Origin of the sequence: Bacteroides reticulotermitis JCM 10512 (assembly GCF_000517545.1) — a bacterium.
Lineage (GTDB): Bacteria > Bacteroidota > Bacteroidia > Bacteroidales > Bacteroidaceae > Bacteroides > Bacteroides reticulotermitis.
The window spans coordinates 18,082-35,735 of sequence record NZ_BAIV01000017.1 but is presented as its reverse complement, the minus strand read 5'-3'; the positions used below and the strand labels follow the sequence as shown (position 1 = coordinate 35,735).

The window sequence follows — 17,654 nt, the reverse complement described above, 5'->3', positions numbered from 1 at the left end:
ATAACGTTTGATACAAAGATGTCCTATATAGAACAAATAGATAAGGATCGGATACCCGAACATGTGGCCATCATTATGGATGGTAACGGACGGTGGGCTAAACAACGGGGAAAAGAGCGCACATTCGGGCATTATGCGGGAGCGGAAACGGTACATAAGATTATCGAGGAAGCTGCCCATTTGGGTATTAAGTATCTGACTTTATATACTTTCTCTACTGAAAACTGGAACCGCCCACTCGAAGAGGTCTCTGCCCTAATGGGCTTGCTCCTCGATTCGATAGAAGAAGACACTTTAATGAAAAACAACATTAGTTTCCGCGTTATAGGCGACTTCAAGAAACTTCCCCCCGATGTACAAAGTAGTCTTCAAAAATGTATTGATCATACCAGTAAGAATACCGGTATGTGCCTTGTGCTAGCTCTCAGTTATTCATCCCATTGGGAAATAACCGAAGCTGTCCGAAAAATAGCTGCACTTACCAAAACCGGAGAAATATCGCCGGAACAAATAACAGATAAATATATATCGTCTCACCTAAATACTAATTTCATGCCCAACCCCGATTTATTAATTCGTACAGGCGGTGAGATCCGATTAAGTAACTATCTGCTATGGCAATGTGCCTACTCAGAACTTTATTTCTGTGATACATTTTGGCCGGACTTCAGCAACGAAGAGCTATACAAAGCCATTTGTGAATATCAGAAAAGGGAACGCCGCTTCGGAAAGACCAGTGAACAAATCAGCTAATTACTCGAAACATCAAATTATAACATAAATGCATTATCGTATTACCTTTATATTCGTAACGTTTATCTGCCTGTTCAGCTTCGCTGCTACAGGCGTTGCGCAAAATGCCAATACTGACGAAGAGTCTAAACCGGTGATCTTGTATTCGGGAGTGCCCAAGAAATATGAGATTGCAGATATTAAGGTTGAAGGCGTGAAGAATTATGAAGACTATGTATCATCGGACTATCGGGATTATCTGTCGGACAGACTATCACCATTCCCGGCGATGAGATTACAGGGGCTATCAAACGTTATTGGCGACACGGTCTGTTCTCTAACGTACAAATCACTGCCGAGAAAATGGAAGGTAGTAAGGTTTGGTTGAAGATCAGCCTGACACAACGTCCACGTATTGCAGACGTACGATACCACGGCGTCAAGAAGTCGGAACGCACTGACCTCGAAGGCCGATTGGGTATGGTTAAAGGGATGCAAATCACCCCGAATAGCGTAGACCGTGCAAAGACGTTAATCAAACGTTATTTTGATGATAAAGGATTTAAAAATGCAGAAGTAATCATCGCGCAGAAAGATGACGCTTCGAACGAGAACCAAGTCATTGTAGACATCAACATTGACAAGAAAGAGAAAGTGAAAGTACACGAGATTCAGATCGTTGGTAACAAAGCCATTAAAACATCGAAGTTGAAACGTGTCATGAAAAAGACGAATGAGAAAGGTAAACTACGCAACTTATTCCGCACGAAGAAGTTTGTACCTGAAAACTATGACGCAGACAAACAGCTCATTATAGATAAATACAACGAATTAGGATACCGTGATGCAATGATTGTAGCAGATAGCACATCTCAGTATGATGCGAAGACTGTTAATGTATTCATGCAAATCGAAGAGGGACAGAAGTATTATCTTCGTAATGTCACCTGGGTAGGTAATACGCTTTATCCGTCTGAACAACTAAACTACCTGCTTCGCATGAAAAAGGGAGATGTTTACAACCAAAAGTTGATGGATGAACGTCTTTCGACCGATGATGACGCGATAGGTAACCTTTATTATAACAACGGTTATTTGTTCTATAATGTAGACCCGGTAGAGGTAAATATCGTAGGCGACTCGATTGACCTTGAAATGAGAATTTACGAAGGACGCCAGGCTACAATCAGTAAGATTAAAATTAGTGGTAATGACCGTCTATACGAGAACGTAGTTCGTCGTGAACTTCGTATCCGCCCGGGACAATTGTTCAGCAAAGAGGACTTGATGCGTTCTTTGCGCGAGATCCAGCAAATGGGACACTTTGACCCGGAAAAACTGCAACCGGACATTCAGCCGGATCCAGTAAACGGAACAGTAGATATAGGTTTGCCGCTGACTTCCAAAGCCAATGACCAGGTAGAGTTTTCGGCCGGTTGGGGACAAACGGGTGTGATTGGTAAACTGAGTTTGAAGTTTACAAACTTCTCGGTAGCTAACTTGCTACATCCGGGAGAGAACTATCGGGGTATCCTCCCGCAAGGTGATGGACAGACTTTGACCATCAGTGGACAGACCAATGCGAAGTACTATCAGTCTTACAGCATTTCGTTCTTTGATCCTTGGTTTGGTGGTAAACGTCCGAATTCACTTTCTGTATCTGCCTTCTTCTCTGTACAGACAGATATCAGTAGCCGGTACTATAACTCCAACTATTTCAATAACTACTACAACAGCTATTATGGTGGATACGGTGGATATGGTAGCTATAACTACGGTAACAACAACAGCTACGAGAACTATTATGACCCCGACAAGTCGATCAAGATGTGGGGACTCTCTGTAGGTTGGGGTAAACGTTTGAACTGGCCGGATGACTATTTTACACTTTCAGCCGAATTGGCTTACCAACGTTATACACTGAAAGATTGGCAATACTTCCCGGTTACTAACGGTAAATGTAATGACCTAAGCATCAACTTAACGTTGGCACGTAACTCAATCGACAACCCGATCTTCCCACGTGTAGGTTCGGATGTATCATTGTCGGTACAGTTTACACCTCCTTATTCGTTGATTGACGGTAAAGATTACAAGAGCTATTTCTCTAATCCGGAAGCCGGAACTATTACGCAGGACAATATGAATAAGCTCCATAAATGGGTAGAATACCATAAATGGAAATTCAAAGCTAAGACCTATACTCCGTTGATGGACTATGTAGCTCATCCGAAATGTCTGGTGTTAATGACTCGTACAGAATTCGGTTTGCTGGGACATTATAACCAATACAAGAAATCACCGTTCGGTACATTCGACGTGGGTGGTGACGGTATGACCGGCTACTCAAGCTATGCAACAGAAAGTATTGCTTTGCGTGGTTACGAAAATAGCTCATTGACTCCCTACGGAGAAGAAGGATATGCCTATGCACGTTTAGGACTGGAATTAAGATACCCGCTGATGCTGGAAACAAGTACCAACATTTATGTGTTAGGTTTCTTGGAAGCTGGTAACGCATGGCATGATATTAAGAAATTCAATCCATTTGAGCTGAAACGCTCGGCCGGTGTCGGTGTTCGTATCTTCTTACCGATGATCGGTATGATGGGTATCGACTGGGGTTACGGTTTCGACAAAATTAATGGCAGAAGCGATTACGGTGGAAGCCAATTCCACTTTATCTTAGGACAAGAATTCTAATGTTTCACTAAAAGATTAAGCGTTATGAGAAAGTCTATTTTATCCATTGTGCTATTGTTTGCCATCAGTATGGCAGCTAACGCACAAAAATTTGCACTGATTGATACGGAATATATACTGAAGAATATTCCTGCCTATGAGAACGCTAATGAGCAGCTGCAACAAGCAACTCAGAAGTATCAGGCTGAAGTAGAGGCTATAGCTAAGGAAGCACAGAACCTATTCAAAGACTATCAAGCTAAATCATCTACACTCTCTGCTGCTCAAAAGACTAAGAAAGAAGATGAGATCGTAGCCAAAGAACAATCGGCCGCAGAACTAAAGCGTACCTATTTCGGTCCTGAAGGTGAGCTTGTCAAGATGAGAGAGAAATTAATCTCTCCGATTCAAGATAGCATTTATGAAGCCGTAAAAGCTGTTTCTGAGCAACAAGGATATGCACTCGTAGTAGACAGAGCTTCGGCTTCCGGCATTATTTTTGCCAATCCACGCATCGACATTAGCGATGAAATACTGAGGAAATTAGGATATTCAAATTAATTTCATACATTTGCACAGGAAAAATAAACCTATGATAATCATTCAAATAAATAATAGAACTATGCTTAAAAAAATTGCACTCTTAATTATGCTTGTACTGCCTATGGGAGTATTTGCGCAAAACTTGAAATTTGGTCATATTAATGCTCAGGAGATCATTACTGTGATGCCTGAATTTACAAAAGCACAAAATGATCTTCAAACGTTAAATACTCAATTGACAAACGAAATCAAAAGAACGCAGGAAGAATTCAATAAAAAATATCAGGAGTTCCAACAAGCAATTTCTAAAGACTCTCTACCTCCTAACATTGCAGAAAGAAGACAAAAAGAATTGCAAGATATGATGCAAAGACAAGAGCAATTCCAACAAGATGCTTCTCAGCAAATGGAAAAAGCTCAAAATGATTTGCTAGCTCCTGTTTACAAAAAGATGGACGACGCTATCAAAGCTGTAGGTGTATCTGAAGGTGTTATCTACATCTTCGACCTGGCTAGAACTTCGATTCCTTATGTAAACGAATCACAAAGCATCAACCTTACAACTAAGGTTAAAGCTCATCTTGGAATTAAGTAAGCAATCTACAACAGAATAAGAAGTGTGGTGTATCGGTTCTCCGGTACACCACACTTTTTTTATCCCCTATCGCTCACCGCAACAAACCCGGTCGATAAGTATACACGGAACTCCCCTTTTCAAGCCCACTTTTTCTTTTGAAGTTTTATGGCGGTTTCTTAATTTTATCGTGTACATTTGTACTTCTAAACCATATTACGTCATGAAAAGACCCTTACCCCAGATTCCCGGTCCGATCGGAGTGTTCGACTCCGGATACGGTGGGCTTACCATCCTCAGTAAAATCAGAGAGGTTCTACCCCAGTACGATTATATCTACTTAGGCGATAATGCGCGGGCTCCTTATGGCACCCGATCATTTGAGGTTGTGTACGAATTCACGTTGCAGGCAGTCCAGAAGCTATTTGAGAAAGGATGCCACCTGGTGGTATTAGCATGCAACACAGCCTCTGCCAAAGCACTACGAAGCATTCAGATGAACGACTTACCAAAGATGGATGCCGACCGACGTGTACTGGGAGTAATCCGTCCTACAGTAGAAAGCATCGGAGATATGACCCAAAGCAGACACATCGGTGTGTTAGCCACCGGAGGAACCATCAAGTCGGAATCTTATCCGTTGGAAATCCACAAGCTTTTCCCCGACATTCAAGTAAGCGGCATGGCGTGTCCGATGTGGGTATCGCTCGTAGAGTATAACGAAGCCCAAGATGAAGGGGCCGATTACTTTATTCGCAAATACATCAATCAATTGCTTGAGAAAGATCCATTGATCGATGCGCTTATTCTGGGCTGTACGCACTACCCTATCCTACTACCGAAGATCAGACAATATACACCTGAAGGAATTCAAGTGATCGCACAGGGAGAGTATGTAGCGCACAGCCTTGAAGATTATCTTCGCCGTCACCCCGAGATGGATGCTAAATGCACCAAAGGAGGTAATTGTGAGTTCTATACCACAGAAGCCGAAGAGAAATTTATTGAATCAGCATCCACTTTTCTCAATCAGCAAATCGATGTAAAACGAGTGTCGCTCGAATAAAAAACCACGGAATAGAGAACGTTTTACCATTCTTTTGTGTTATATTTGAAGAACAACAATTAAAGCCTACAATTATGAAAGAAGAAGACTATAGCAAATCCGTTGAGGTATTCTCCGGTTCACCTTGGGAAGCAGAAATCATCAAAGGTTTATTGGAAAGCAATGACATCCGCTGCGTGATCAAAGATGGTATTATGGGTACCCTCGCTCCTTATATTGCTCCGGCAGTATCCGTCCTCGTTACCGACGATCAATACGAAACAGCTGTTGAGTTAATCAAAAGCCGCGAAGAGAAAGATACCGACTAAGCCGATCCAGCCCCTCTTTGATATTTTCCAAAGAGTTCGCATAGGAGAAGCGCACATAGCCTTCTCCTCCGGTTCCAAAATCAATGCCTGGAGTGATGCCAACATGCGCATTCTCCAGGACATCGAACGCAAAGCGATAAGAATCGGATGTAAACTTGCGGGCATTGGCAAAGATATAAAAGGCTCCTTGCGGTTCAACTTTAATGCCGAATCCCATTTCACGAAGCCGATCGATCATATACCTTCGGCGTTCATCATAAGTCTGCCTCATCCGTTCTACATCCGGCCCGGCCTGCCGCAAAGCAGCGATCCCCGCTTGTTGCGCAATGCTGGATGCACAGATAAATAAGTTCTGCTGTAACTTTTGCAAAGAGCGCATACAAGGTTTGGGAGCAATGAGATACCCTAGCCGAAGTCCGGTCATTGCAAACCGTTTGGAAAAGCCATTCAACACAAAAGCCTGATCAGTATATTCGAGGATGCTATGCGCACGTCCTTCGTACACCAAGCCGTGATAGATCTCATCGGAGATAATCGGCACACCAAGAGAAGCAATCTCCTTCAGAAAAGACTCATCCAACAACATCCCCGTTGGGTTCATCGGCGAATTGATAAAGATCGCCGCCGTACGTGGAGTTACACATTTACGTATAGCCTCCATATTATACTGCAAACCGGTAGCCTCATTCAACGGAACAAGTACCGGATTGGCCTGCGCCGCCAATACAAAATTACGGTAACAGGCATACCCCGGATTGGACAGAATCACTTCACTGTCCGGATTACACAGCAACATCAACACAAGCAAGATAGCCGGCGAAGAACCGGAAGTCACAACCATGCAATCGGGATCAACCACTACCCCATACTCACGTTGATGGAAAGCAGCTATTTCCTTCCGCAATTCCGGATCACCCAGCGAATGGGTATAATGAGTGTGATGATTATCATAAGCAGCTTTCGCGGCATCAACACACACGAGGGGAGATCAAAGTCGGGCTCGCCAACTTCCAAGTGAATGATATCGACTCCTTCTTTTTGTAATTCATTGGCACGTTCCAAAACATCCATTACAATAAAGGAAGTCATTTGGTCTACCTGACGATTGGTAAATTTCATTGTTGGCATTTTGTTTAAGCAAGTGCAAAGATAATTCTTTCCGAGCTGTTTTAGTAACATATCAGTAAAAAACTCTATATTTGTGCTTTCAAATCGTCAGAAAGCATGGAGCAGAAATTCAAACGGATTGCGGTAAAAATAGGTAGTAATGTATTGGCACGTCGGGATGGTACACTGGATATCACCCGTATGTCGGCACTTGTAGATCAGACAGCCGAACTCTATAAAGCAGGTATTGAAATCATTCTCATTTCTTCCGGAGCAGTAGCATCGGGGCGCAGTGAAATACAACCGCAGAAGAAACTAGACAGTGTAGATCAACGCCAATTGTTTTCCGCTGTCGGACAAGCCAAGCTAATCAACCGTTACTACGAACTTTTTCGCGAGCACAGCATTCCGGTTGGCCAGGTACTGACGACTAAAGAAAGCTTTGCCACCCGTCGGCATTACCTGAATCAGAAGAATTGCATGACCGTGATGCTGGAGAACGGTGTGATACCCATTGTCAATGAGAACGATACCATCTCAGTCAGCGAATTGATGTTTACCGATAACGATGAGTTGTCCGGACTTATCGCATCAATGATGGATGCCGACGCGCTCATCATCCTAAGCAACATCGACGGAATCTACAACGGAGCGCCCACAGATCCGGCTTCCTCCGTAATCCGCGAAATCGGACAAGGCAAAGATTTATCAGCTTATATACAAGCCTCCAAGTCGAGCTTCGGACGAGGCGGGATGCTGACTAAGACCAATATAGCCCGCAAAGTAGCCGACGAAGGCATAACCGTGATTATAGCCAACGGCAAACGCGATCATATCCTGGTTGACTTGCTTCAACATCCCGATGAAACAGTTTGTACCCGCTTCCTCCCCTCGAGTGAACCGGTATCCAGCGTCAAGAAGTGGATTGCGCATAGCGAAGGATTCGCCAAGGGAGAAATACACATCAATGCGTGTGCCACCGATGTTCTGAATTCCGAAAAGGCAGTCAGCATTCTACCGATAGGCATCACTCACATCGAAGGTGAATTCGAAAAGGACGATATTGTACGCATCATCGACTTCCAAGGAAAGCAAGTCGGAGTCGGAAAAGCCAATTGTGACTCTCGCCAAACCCTCGAAGCGATGGGAAAGCACGGGAAGAAAGCCGTGGTGCATTACGATTATCTATACATCGAATAATCGTTACCGAATAGTCATTCAGCTGTCGAAAGCTCCGTGATTGGGGCTTTATTTATGAGCGGTGGAATCTTTGTACAGAAACTTAAAAGCGTCGAACATGCCCGGCAATATCATAGAGCCGTGCCCTTCATCCTCGTAATACTTCCAGTCATAAACTAACCCGCTAGAACGAGTCTCAGGCAATACGGTCTTACAAAAGTCCCGGATAGTATAAGTCCGGTTTTTAGCATCTCCCTCTTTATCCTCTCGGGAAGAACCGATAAAAACCTTTTTGTTTCTCAGGTCTTTATGCTTTAGGAGTTCGCGAGCCTCCTTATACACCTTAAACTGATCCCACCACAAACTGGGATCGAGCGCTACATAGTTATCGAAAGCATCCGTGTGATGAATAAGCGTATTGACGACAAACAATGCGGTCAGCGAATGCCCAATAATCGTCGATTGCTTATTCGTCCGGTAAGTCGATTCGATCCAGGGTTTAAGCTCCTTTAGAAGAAAAGCGGTAAAGTTCTCACTCTTCCCACTTGTTTGAAAGATATCTCGCCCGTGATGTTTCTCGGCAGAAAAAGAAGGAGTCATATCCCGGGGACGATCGGTATTTGTAATACCCACAATAATAGACGGAGACGTTTCGTCGTGAAAGCCACGAACCAAGGTTTGCTGAACACCCAGCAGAATCTGAAAGTTCTTTTCCGCATCCAGCAGATAAATAACCGGATAGGTGCGGTCCTTACCGGCATCTTCATTATACTCCTTGGGAAGAGAGATCCAATATTCCCGATCCTCATTCAAGAGTTCGGAATGAATTCGACACTTTTCACCCGATATGATATATGTTTGCGCGAACAATTCCGGGATGCAAATGATTAGCGACAAGAGAAGAAATAGCCCTTTGATATTCATACATTAGTCTTTTATACAAGTTTCACACAGTAGCCATACTGCCTATTTATTATAACTCGAAACGGCTTGCAAAGGAATACATTCCAAACCAGAAGGACAATCACGATAGATTGGTAGTTTCAATGGAGCGTATACCTACTTTTAGGGAGTGTCTGGAGCAGATCGGATCAACTTTTATTTCAGTTTTCGGCGAGGTTTATTCGCATCATTCACTATATTTGCATAGTTTATCTTTCTATTTATCGCTAAAGTAAAGCTTATGATTACAAATACTAACCAGATATTCGCCGCCGTACAGTCCGCCAGCCGCCAGTTGGCTTTACTAGGTGATGAAACAATCAACCGGATTTTGAATGCTGTAGCGGATGCCGCCATTGAGCAAACCCCATTTATTCTTGCCGAGAATGCGAAAGATCTGGCCCGCATGGAGGAAAGTAATCCGAAATATGATCGATTGAAACTAACCGAAGAACGCCTGCGAAGCATCGCTGCCGATACGCGTAGTGTTGCCACGCTTCCCACCCCGTTGGGCAGGGTTCTGAAAGAGAGCGTTCGCCCCAACGGAATGAAACTGACTAAAATCAGCGTTCCTTTTGGAGTCATCGGAATCATTTATGAGGCTCGCCCCAACGTAAGCTTTGACGTATTCTCGCTCTGTCTCAAAAGCGGTAATGCCTGTGTGTTAAAAGGAGGAAGCGATGCGGACTCTTCCAACCGGGCCATTGTCAGCGTGATACACCAAGTTCTGAAACAATTCAATGTCGACACACATATAGTCGAACTTCTGCCGCCCGACCGGGAAGCAACTACGGCTCTGTTGAATGCGATCGGATGGGTCGATCTGATTATCCCCCGGGGAAGCAGTAGCCTGATCAACTTCGTACGGGCGAATGCCAAAATACCGGTTATCGAAACAGGAGCGGGCATTTGTCACACCTACTTTGACGAATATGGCGACGTTAACAAAGGGGCAGCTATTATCCACAATGCGAAAACACGCCGCGTGAGTGTCTGCAACTCACTCGATTGCACAATCATTCATGAGAAGCGATTGAATGATTTACCCACCCTCTGCCAAAAGCTATCGCAGAATGAAGTGGTTATTTATGCCGACCCGCAAGCGTATCAGCCTTAGAAGGGCATTACCCGGCCCATCTTCTGCTACATGCAACTCCGGAAAGCTTCGGAACCGAATTCTTGGATTATAAAATGGCGGTAAAGACCGTAAAAAGCTTTGAAGATGCCTTGGGACATATTCAGGAACATGGCTCCAAACACAGCGAGTGCATCGTGACGGAAGACACATCACACGCCCGTTTATTCACTCAAATAGTGGATGCGGCATGTGTTTATACCAATGTATCCACCGCTTTTACCGATGGCGCTCAGTTTGGCCTGGGAGCTGAGATAGGTATCAGCACACAGAAGTTGCATGCTCGCGGCCCCATGGGACTGGAAGAAATCACTTCGTATAAATGGATCATTGAAGGAGACGGACAGACCCGGCAATAACTAAGAGAATAAACCAACAGAAATTTAAGACATAAATAATAAGTATAATGAAGAAATTTACTTGTGTACAGGACATTGGCGATTTGAAAGCCGCCCTTGCCGAAGCATTTGAGATTAAGAATGACCGCTTTAAGTATGTGGAGTTGGGACGTAACAAAACGTTGATGATGATCTTCTTCAACGCTAGCCTACGTACTCGTCTGAGCACGCAAAAAGCAGCAACCAACCTGGGAATGAATGTGATCGTACTCGATATCAACCAAGGAGCCTGGAAGTTGGAGACCGAACGGGGTGTTATCATGGATGGAGACAAGCCCGAACATATTTTAGAAGCTATTCCGGTAATGGGTTGCTATTGCGACATCATTGGCGTACGTTCGTTTGCCCGCTTTGAGAACCGCGACTATGACTACCAAGAGGTAATTATCAATCAGTTTATCAAATACTCAGGAAGACCTGTATTCTCGATGGAAGCGGCTACCCGCCATCCGTTGCAAAGTTTTGCCGACCTGATTACCATTGAGGAATATAAGAAAACACCACGTCCTAAAGTTGTTATGACTTGGGCACCGCATCCGCGTCCATTGCCACAAGCCGTACCGAACTCGTTTGCTGAATGGATGAATGCAACGGACTATGACTTCGTTATTACGCATCCCGAAGTATGAACTCGATCCGGCTTTTGTAGGGAATGCTCGCGTTGAGTACGACCAGATGAAAGCTTTTGAAGGAGCCGACTTCGTATATGCCAAGAACTGGGCTGCCTATACCGGCGAGAACTATGGACAGATTTTGAGTAAAGATCGTGAATGGACAGTAGGAGATCGACAGATGGGGGTAACCAACAACGCGTTTTTCATGCACTGCTTACCCGTTCGTAGAAATATGATTGTGACGGATGATGTAATCGAAAGCGCACAGTCTATCGTTATACCGGAAGCAGCCAACCGTGAAATATCGGCTACTGTTGTATTGAAACGTATGCTGGAGGGCTTGAAGTAAATTCGGGCAACTCCTCTTCCATACAGCTCGATCGAGCGTATTCGATGAGTAGAATAGGCCGGAGGGCATAATAAATATACATGTAAAGGGTCATCTGCTAAGCAAGATGGCCCTTTATATGTATAAAGTGGATCACCTGCAAAAGGCTGGGGATTACGCCTGAATCTTCGTGAATCTATACAATAATAAGAGGATATTCATTATTCCCCTTAACTGAAATCTAGGAATATAGCCTGCATCTACAAACTAATTAACCGGTAAAACATGCAATTGAAGCGAGTACACAATGATACAAGACTCTTATGTCATAATCACTTTTTGATATAAACTACTGATTGACAGTTTGATATATTGCGTCTACTTTTCTCAGACTGATCTACTCAATAAATAATACCGGTTTCCAAAGACTGTGTACTTAGCAAAAATCTCCCGCTAGCTAGTAGTAAACAACTAGTAAAAGACATCTTTGCCCATAATATTTCCTGTTCCACAACTGTGGAACAGCTGACTCACATATTGTGAAGCACGTGTCCCACATAATGTGGAACAGCCGTCGCACATAGGTGCGACAGGAAATAGAAGGGAATAAACATAGAAAAGACTGTTTGAATTTACGAATAGTTGCGCACAATACGGTTCTAAAACAGGCTTGTTTGGTGAATTGAAGGCTCTGTTTTTTGAGAAAATAAGTAATAGCGGCCACTCATCGAAATGAAATGATCTAAAAAAAGAAGACGCAAAATAAGACACTGATATACTGAATGATACGCAAAAAAGTGATTATGACATAAGCGTGTTGTATCATTGTACAAAGTGCTTCTGTCAAGCCCCGATGATGAAATTAGGAACACAGAATGGCTACACGGTATTGCACAGTTTGCCAAAAGAGTCAAAACTTAAATAGTACTCAGGTAAAAAGAGAGATCCCATACTTTTGCAAGCGATCCGTAAGTTAGCTTACGGGGGTAGTAAGGTTCGGAAGTCCGGGGCGAACTATTGAAGAAGTTCGATCATTTATTAAAGAAGTTGGTAGACTGAAAGAGGGAATTACACCGAATTCCTAAGGAGTTTAATGGCTATTCTCTTAGCTTTGTCGCAAAGACATATAAATGAAGCTCCCTTCGCTTCACCTTTCCTGATGGTATGTTTGATTACCTCGACAGGCCCGATTTTGTGCTTTTATTATGACAATACCGCCTCAATCAACTTTATTGAATCCCATTCATCTTCTCTTGAATAAAAGCTTCTATATCAGAATTAGATTTATAAGCAGCTCCCTCAAGCTTCAAATATTTAGAATTTACGAAGAGGTTATAATCTTGTTTTTGATCTTTAAAAGAGACTTTATACTTTGTGACAAATTTTCGAGGTTCTTCGGTGGCAGTATTTATATAAGTATCAAATAGTTCTTCAATCCATTGTTTATCAACAACCTTCGTATCAATTCCTGTAGTTCTATCTGTAATAATAATTGAGTTGACAGATTCAGACTTAACATTGATAGGAAATTTGTTTTGAGTTCTACAGATGGTAAACATGAATAGTAAAGGATACAATAGAACTTTCATCTAATTACATTTATAGAGGGTCATGCCCCTCCATTATATACATTCCCCGGTTTAGCATAACCGGATTATGCGTATTGTGAATCTGCCGGAAAGTAACCGTGTAAGGCCTGGATTAACGCTCGATATCTTTTCCGGCCATTTGCCAGGCATTGAATCCTTCATCCAGCTCCAAGACTTTATAGCCTTTCTCGCTCAAGATCATAGCCGCTTTCTTACTGCGTTTGCCACTCCGGCAATACAGAGCTACCGGACGATTCTTTTCGAGTAATGTATCTGCCATAGCTCCGAAGGAGTCATCCAGCACATTGATATTGATAAACTTCTTAATGCGGCCTTCCGAGTACTCACCCGGCGTGCGGACATCCAGCCGTTGCACCTCTTCATTCTCTATGCGGGACGCAAACTCATCGACCGACAAGGACTCAAAATCTCCTTTCGGCCGACAGCCGTAGAGAGAAGACAAAAAGAGTAATATTCCCATAACCAATAGGTTCGCTTTCAACATTTCTTCTACTTATTCAATTGCCTGAAACCACATAATCAAATCCCGGTTCCATGTATTTATCTTCTTCAACCTTATTACCCGCCTTATCATACGTGTAATATTTAAATCGAACTGTTACCTTTTTCGTTTGGCCCTCTTTTACATATTTAGCCAGAGGAACGGAGATGTAAGCCCGGCGGTTGTACCATTCCAAATCACCACTCGCATTGTGATAGAGCAACAGAGTCACCTCCGTTTCGAAAGGAGTTTCCTCGATCACTTCTTCTTCTACCATACCGAAGACATGCTGCACATCACCTTTTACTTTCAGGTTCAAGATCATATTGAGGTATCCTCCTCCGAGCCAGATACTGGTCACGTCTACCGGATCGGTTACCACTCCATCTTTATAGGGATCCTCATTCCTCGACTTAGGTTCCGGAGCCACCAGAGACTGAACGGCATAAATCACAGCGGAGCTGACTCCACCCGAAGATACCTTCTCATAGTTGCTCAACACACGTCTGGAACTATTAGAGGCAATTGTAGAACCTGTACGATCTTTAGAAATCGGCAAGGCTTCACCCTTATCGGGAATAAGCCGTTGCAGAGTTCCGTCTGCTCCTGCTTCTACAGTTACAAACTCGAGTTGTACCGATGGATAATAATATTCATCATCACCACAGGCCGTCACGGTAAGTAACAGCGCCCAAAAACAAATGATATGCAATTTCAGTCCCCTCATTGGCAAGCAGCTATATAGTTAGTCAACGGATTGGCATACATTAATAACAATTTCTCACGCAAAAAGTCTTCATCTTTATTCGGAATTTGAATCTTCTTTAGCTGATTGTCGATATAAGTCTCAAAACGCTTCTCATCTTCCGCTGTATAATGAGATGCAAACTCATGCGTTCCAGCGAGGAGATCGTGAGCGACATAGTTGCCCGAATAGATTCGATAGTTACGATGAATCTGCTGATCGACAAGTGTGGATATCCGCGTAAAGAGCTCTACCTTAGGCCCTGTACGGTCCAATCCTTTCAGTTGCTCATTCAGACAAGGTGCAGCTTGAAAATGAACCTTTCCCTTATATCCGAACAGTCCCGTTTCCATATTGAGCAGATCATCTTGCGTAGTTTTCTTATATCCCTCGATGTCTCTCTTTAATTGAAACTCCTGAGCTTTCAGGAAGTCGCAAGGATCATATTCGTACGAAATAGCCAGAGGAGCGATGTTCATCTCGATCAAGCGATCGACTACATCGCCTTCACCTCCCATTGCTAACATCTTGAGCACACTGTCTTGCGTACGGTCGTTCGAGTCTTTGGCACGGCCTTCACGTTGTGCCAGCCAAATGGACTGATTCTTCTCGGCAATGGTATAGTGCATATAGCGCGACATCCGGGTCGATGCCTCCAACATCTGTCTCATCGTTAAGGCTCGCTGCACAATGAAGGATTTGTTTACCCGCACCAACTTCTTTATCCATGGGTAAACAAATAAATTGTCCCCAATGGCTATCTCTACCGTGTCCATCCCCTGATCGACCAGTAGAATGGATAAGAAGCCGGAGTCGAGAATAATATCCCGGTGATTGGATAGATAGGTATAAGCCTTGCTCTTATCGGGCAAAGCCGTATGGTCTAAAGTCAGGCCATCGGTATGATCTCCCGCTATTTTCCACAAGATACCATAGCAAAATGCTTTCTGAAAATCTAATTTAGTTTTACAGGTACGCATCTTCTGTGCCAGAAGTTCAAATGGAACGTTCGGTACTGCTTCGCAGGCTGCCTTTTGAAAAGCAGGATCGGCAATCAACTCCTCAAAAATCGGAGGAAGTTCCTCATCATGATAAGGACGAATCTCATCAAACTCTGTAATATCCACCATATAAAACGCTAATCTTAAAATTTATTTTCTATTATATCGGTCATGACCTCCTTAATATCCAGCCCGGCAGCTCGCACTTGCTGCGGTATAAAGCTAGTCGCTGTCATTCCCGGAGTCGTATTTACCTCCAATAAGTTGATCTTTTCACCGGCCGTCACAATATAGTCGATGCGGATAATACCGGAGCAGCCCAATATATCATAAATAGCTGAAGTAAGGGTCTGTATGCGCAAGGTCAATTCGTCGGAAATGCGTGCCGGGGTGATTTCGTCCACCTGACCGTTATACTTGGCATCATAATCGAAGAACTCATTATGCGTTACAACCTCGGTAGGCGGGAAGACGAGAGATTTATCGAGCGTCTTATAGCACCCGCAAGTCAGTTCCGTTCCATTCATAAAGGCTTCGACTACAACTTCCTGAGCCTCTTCGAAAGCCTTGGCAATGGCTGGTTGTATCTGTTCCTTATCTTTTACCTTGGTAACACCGAAGCTGGATCCCCCCAGACTAGGTTTGATGAAGCAAGGCAAACCAATTTTCTCAATAACGTCTTCATCGGACACGGCTTGTCCCTGACGCAAGAGTAGAGATTCGGCAACACGAACACCAAACGATTTTAAATACTGGTTGCACGCGAACTTATCGTATGTCAAAGCCGCCGCCAGTACGCCACAACAGGAGTAGGGTATCTGCAACAGGTCAAAATAGCCTTGCAGTCGTCCGTCTTCACCCGGAGTACCATGGATGGTGATGTAGACGAAGTCAAACTTCACCTTCTCTGCTCCGTTCTGAAAGCTGAAATCGTTCCGGTCTATCGGCGCTTTTGTACCGTCCGACAATTGTACTTCCCAACGAAGCCCTTGCATTTCAACTATATACAATGTGTATTTCTCCTTATCAATAAAGGAGTAGATGCCCTGTGCACTACGCAGAGACACGTAAAACTCGGAGGTATCCCCTCCCCCTACAATGGCAATTGTGCGCTTCATTCTAAATTTCGATTACTTATATAGCCCCTCCACTTCTCGATAAGCCGAGTCATGTCTTCCGGAAGTTCGGATGTGAAATTCATCTCCTCACCGGTTGCGGGATGTACAAATCCCAAAGTCATGGCATGCAAAGCTTGTCGGGGACAAGTGTCGAAGCAATTGTTTACAAATTGTTTGTACTTACTAAAATGAGTTCCTTTTAGAATATCATGTCCGCCGTAACGTGCGTCGTTAAACAACGTATGGCCGATGTACTTCATGTGAACGCGAATCTGGTGTGTACGCCCCGTTTCGAGTATACATTCCACCAATGTGACATAACCTAACCGTTCTAACACCCGATAATGAGTTACCGCATGTTTGCCTGTCTCCGGATCGGCCATAACTGCCATCTGCATCCGGTCTTTCGGATTACGGGCAAGGCTACCGACAATGGTACCTTCGTCTTGCTCTACCGTGCCCCACACAAGTGCCTGGTATTTACGGCTCGTGGTTTTATTATAGAACTGAATGCCTAAGTTTGTCTTGGCATCAGGCGTTTTGGCTATTACGAGTAAGCCGGAAGTGTCTTTATCGATACGGTGCACAAGACCGACATGCGGATCATTGGCATCATAACCGGGTGTATCCTTCATATGCCAAGCCAATGCGTTGACCAGCGTGCCGTTATAGTTACCGTGTCCGGGATGTACGACCAGCCCGGCAGGCTTGTTGACCACCATCACATAGTCATCTTCATAGACGATGTCCAGGGGTATATCTTCGGGAATAATATCATTTTCGTACCGGGGCCGATCCATCATGACGGTAATAACGTCGAGCGGCTTCACCTTGTAGTTGCTCTTCACCGGTTTGCCGTTGGCCATCACGAACCCGCCTTCAGCGGCTTTCTGGATGCGGTTGCGCGAAGCATTGACAATACGTTCAAACAAGTATTTGTCGACCCGTACCATTGCCTGCCCCTTGTCTACCACTACTCGAAAATGTTCGTACAATTGACTTTCGTCGCCGATGGGCTCTATATCGTCAATGTCATTTTCCAGTTCGTCCGGTAATTCGTCCTCGTTCATGTTAAGCAGTATCTGTTTTAT

The 17,654-nt window shown here is 43.9% G+C and carries 13 protein-coding genes and 4 pseudogenes; 9 read left to right on the top strand and 8 right to left on the bottom strand.

Annotated features, from left to right (window positions below; translation table 11 throughout):
* Window positions 1-18 precede the first annotated feature (18 nt).
* The 6 genes and pseudogenes from JCM10512_RS11545 (at window position 19) to JCM10512_RS11520 (ending at window position 5,905) form a co-directional block, all read left to right on the top strand.
* On the top strand, window positions 19-753 hold the full coding sequence (locus JCM10512_RS11545) for an isoprenyl transferase (RefSeq protein WP_044163216.1): 735 nt from the start codon (window positions 19-21) through the stop codon (window positions 751-753).
* A gap of 28 nt (window positions 754-781) precedes the next feature.
* Window positions 782-3,435: pseudogene (locus JCM10512_RS11540) on the top strand (BamA/OMP85 family outer membrane protein).
* A gap of 24 nt (window positions 3,436-3,459) precedes the next feature.
* Window positions 3,460-3,975, top strand: a complete 516-nt coding sequence (locus tag JCM10512_RS11535; RefSeq protein WP_044163214.1) for an OmpH/Skp family outer membrane protein — start codon at window positions 3,460-3,462, stop codon at window positions 3,973-3,975.
* A gap of 61 nt (window positions 3,976-4,036) precedes the next feature.
* Window positions 4,037-4,552, top strand: a complete 516-nt coding sequence (locus tag JCM10512_RS11530) for an OmpH/Skp family outer membrane protein (RefSeq protein WP_044163302.1) — start codon at window positions 4,037-4,039, stop codon at window positions 4,550-4,552.
* 202 nt (window positions 4,553-4,754) lie between these two features.
* Entirely contained in the window at window positions 4,755-5,597 is an 843-nt protein-coding gene (gene murI / locus JCM10512_RS11525) for a glutamate racemase (RefSeq protein WP_044163212.1), read from the top strand.
* Between the two features lie 74 nt (window positions 5,598-5,671).
* Complete coding sequence (locus JCM10512_RS11520; RefSeq protein ID WP_044163210.1) at window positions 5,672-5,905, top strand: DUF2007-related protein; 234 nt, start codon at window positions 5,672-5,674, stop codon at window positions 5,903-5,905.
* Here JCM10512_RS11520 and JCM10512_RS11515 read toward each other — a convergent pair.
* Window positions 5,874-7,024, bottom strand: a pseudogene (locus JCM10512_RS11515) (pyridoxal phosphate-dependent aminotransferase). The gene JCM10512_RS11520 and the pseudogene JCM10512_RS11515 overlap by 32 nt on opposite strands.
* Window positions 7,025-7,129: 105 nt before the next feature.
* Between JCM10512_RS11515 and proB the strand changes: the two are divergent.
* Entirely contained in the window at window positions 7,130-8,212 is a 1,083-nt protein-coding gene (proB, locus tag JCM10512_RS11510; RefSeq protein ID WP_044163208.1) for a glutamate 5-kinase, read from the top strand.
* A 48-nt stretch (window positions 8,213-8,260) separates the two neighbouring features.
* Here the strand turns inward: proB and JCM10512_RS11505 are convergent, their stop codons facing one another.
* On the bottom strand, window positions 8,261-9,115 hold the full coding sequence (locus JCM10512_RS11505) for an alpha/beta hydrolase (RefSeq protein ID WP_044163206.1): 855 nt from the start codon (window positions 9,113-9,115) through the stop codon (window positions 8,261-8,263).
* Between the two features lie 259 nt (window positions 9,116-9,374).
* Between JCM10512_RS11505 and JCM10512_RS11500 the strand changes: the two are divergent.
* Both JCM10512_RS11500 and JCM10512_RS11495 read left to right on the top strand, forming a co-directional pair.
* Window positions 9,375-10,627 (top strand): annotated as a pseudogene (locus JCM10512_RS11500) (glutamate-5-semialdehyde dehydrogenase).
* A 47-nt stretch (window positions 10,628-10,674) separates the two neighbouring features.
* A pseudogene (locus JCM10512_RS11495) lies at window positions 10,675-11,629 on the top strand (Rossmann-fold NAD(P)-binding domain-containing protein).
* A gap of 1,208 nt (window positions 11,630-12,837) precedes the next feature.
* Here JCM10512_RS11495 and JCM10512_RS11490 read toward each other — a convergent pair.
* The 6 genes from JCM10512_RS11490 to JCM10512_RS11465 all read right to left on the bottom strand — a co-directional run bounded on the left by JCM10512_RS11490 (window position 12,838) and on the right by JCM10512_RS11465 (window position 17,633).
* On the bottom strand, window positions 12,838-13,197 hold the full coding sequence (locus tag JCM10512_RS11490) for a hypothetical protein (protein ID WP_044163204.1): 360 nt from the start codon (window positions 13,195-13,197) through the stop codon (window positions 12,838-12,840).
* A 112-nt stretch (window positions 13,198-13,309) separates the two neighbouring features.
* Entirely contained in the window at window positions 13,310-13,702 is a 393-nt protein-coding gene (locus JCM10512_RS11485) for a rhodanese-like domain-containing protein (protein ID WP_044163202.1), read from the bottom strand.
* 13 nt (window positions 13,703-13,715) lie between these two features.
* A complete protein-coding gene (locus JCM10512_RS11480) occupies window positions 13,716-14,426 on the bottom strand; it encodes a NigD1/NigD2 family lipoprotein (protein ID WP_044163200.1) in 711 nt (236 codons plus the stop codon).
* On the bottom strand, window positions 14,423-15,571 hold the full coding sequence (locus JCM10512_RS11475; RefSeq protein WP_044163300.1) for a myosin/kinesin family protein: 1,149 nt from the start codon (window positions 15,569-15,571) through the stop codon (window positions 14,423-14,425). The genes JCM10512_RS11480 and JCM10512_RS11475 overlap by 4 nt, the downstream gene beginning before the upstream one ends.
* Before the next feature lie 17 nt (window positions 15,572-15,588).
* Window positions 15,589-16,563, bottom strand: coding sequence for a D-alanine--D-alanine ligase (locus JCM10512_RS11470; protein ID WP_044163198.1), 975 nt, complete (start codon window positions 16,561-16,563; stop codon window positions 15,589-15,591).
* Window positions 16,560-17,633 carry an RluA family pseudouridine synthase gene (locus JCM10512_RS11465; RefSeq protein WP_044163299.1) on the bottom strand — a complete coding sequence of 358 codons (1,074 nt, stop codon included), beginning with the start codon at window positions 17,631-17,633 and terminating at the stop codon, window positions 16,560-16,562. Before JCM10512_RS11465 ends, JCM10512_RS11470 begins: the two co-directional genes overlap by 4 nt.
* Window positions 17,634-17,654 lie beyond the last annotated feature (21 nt).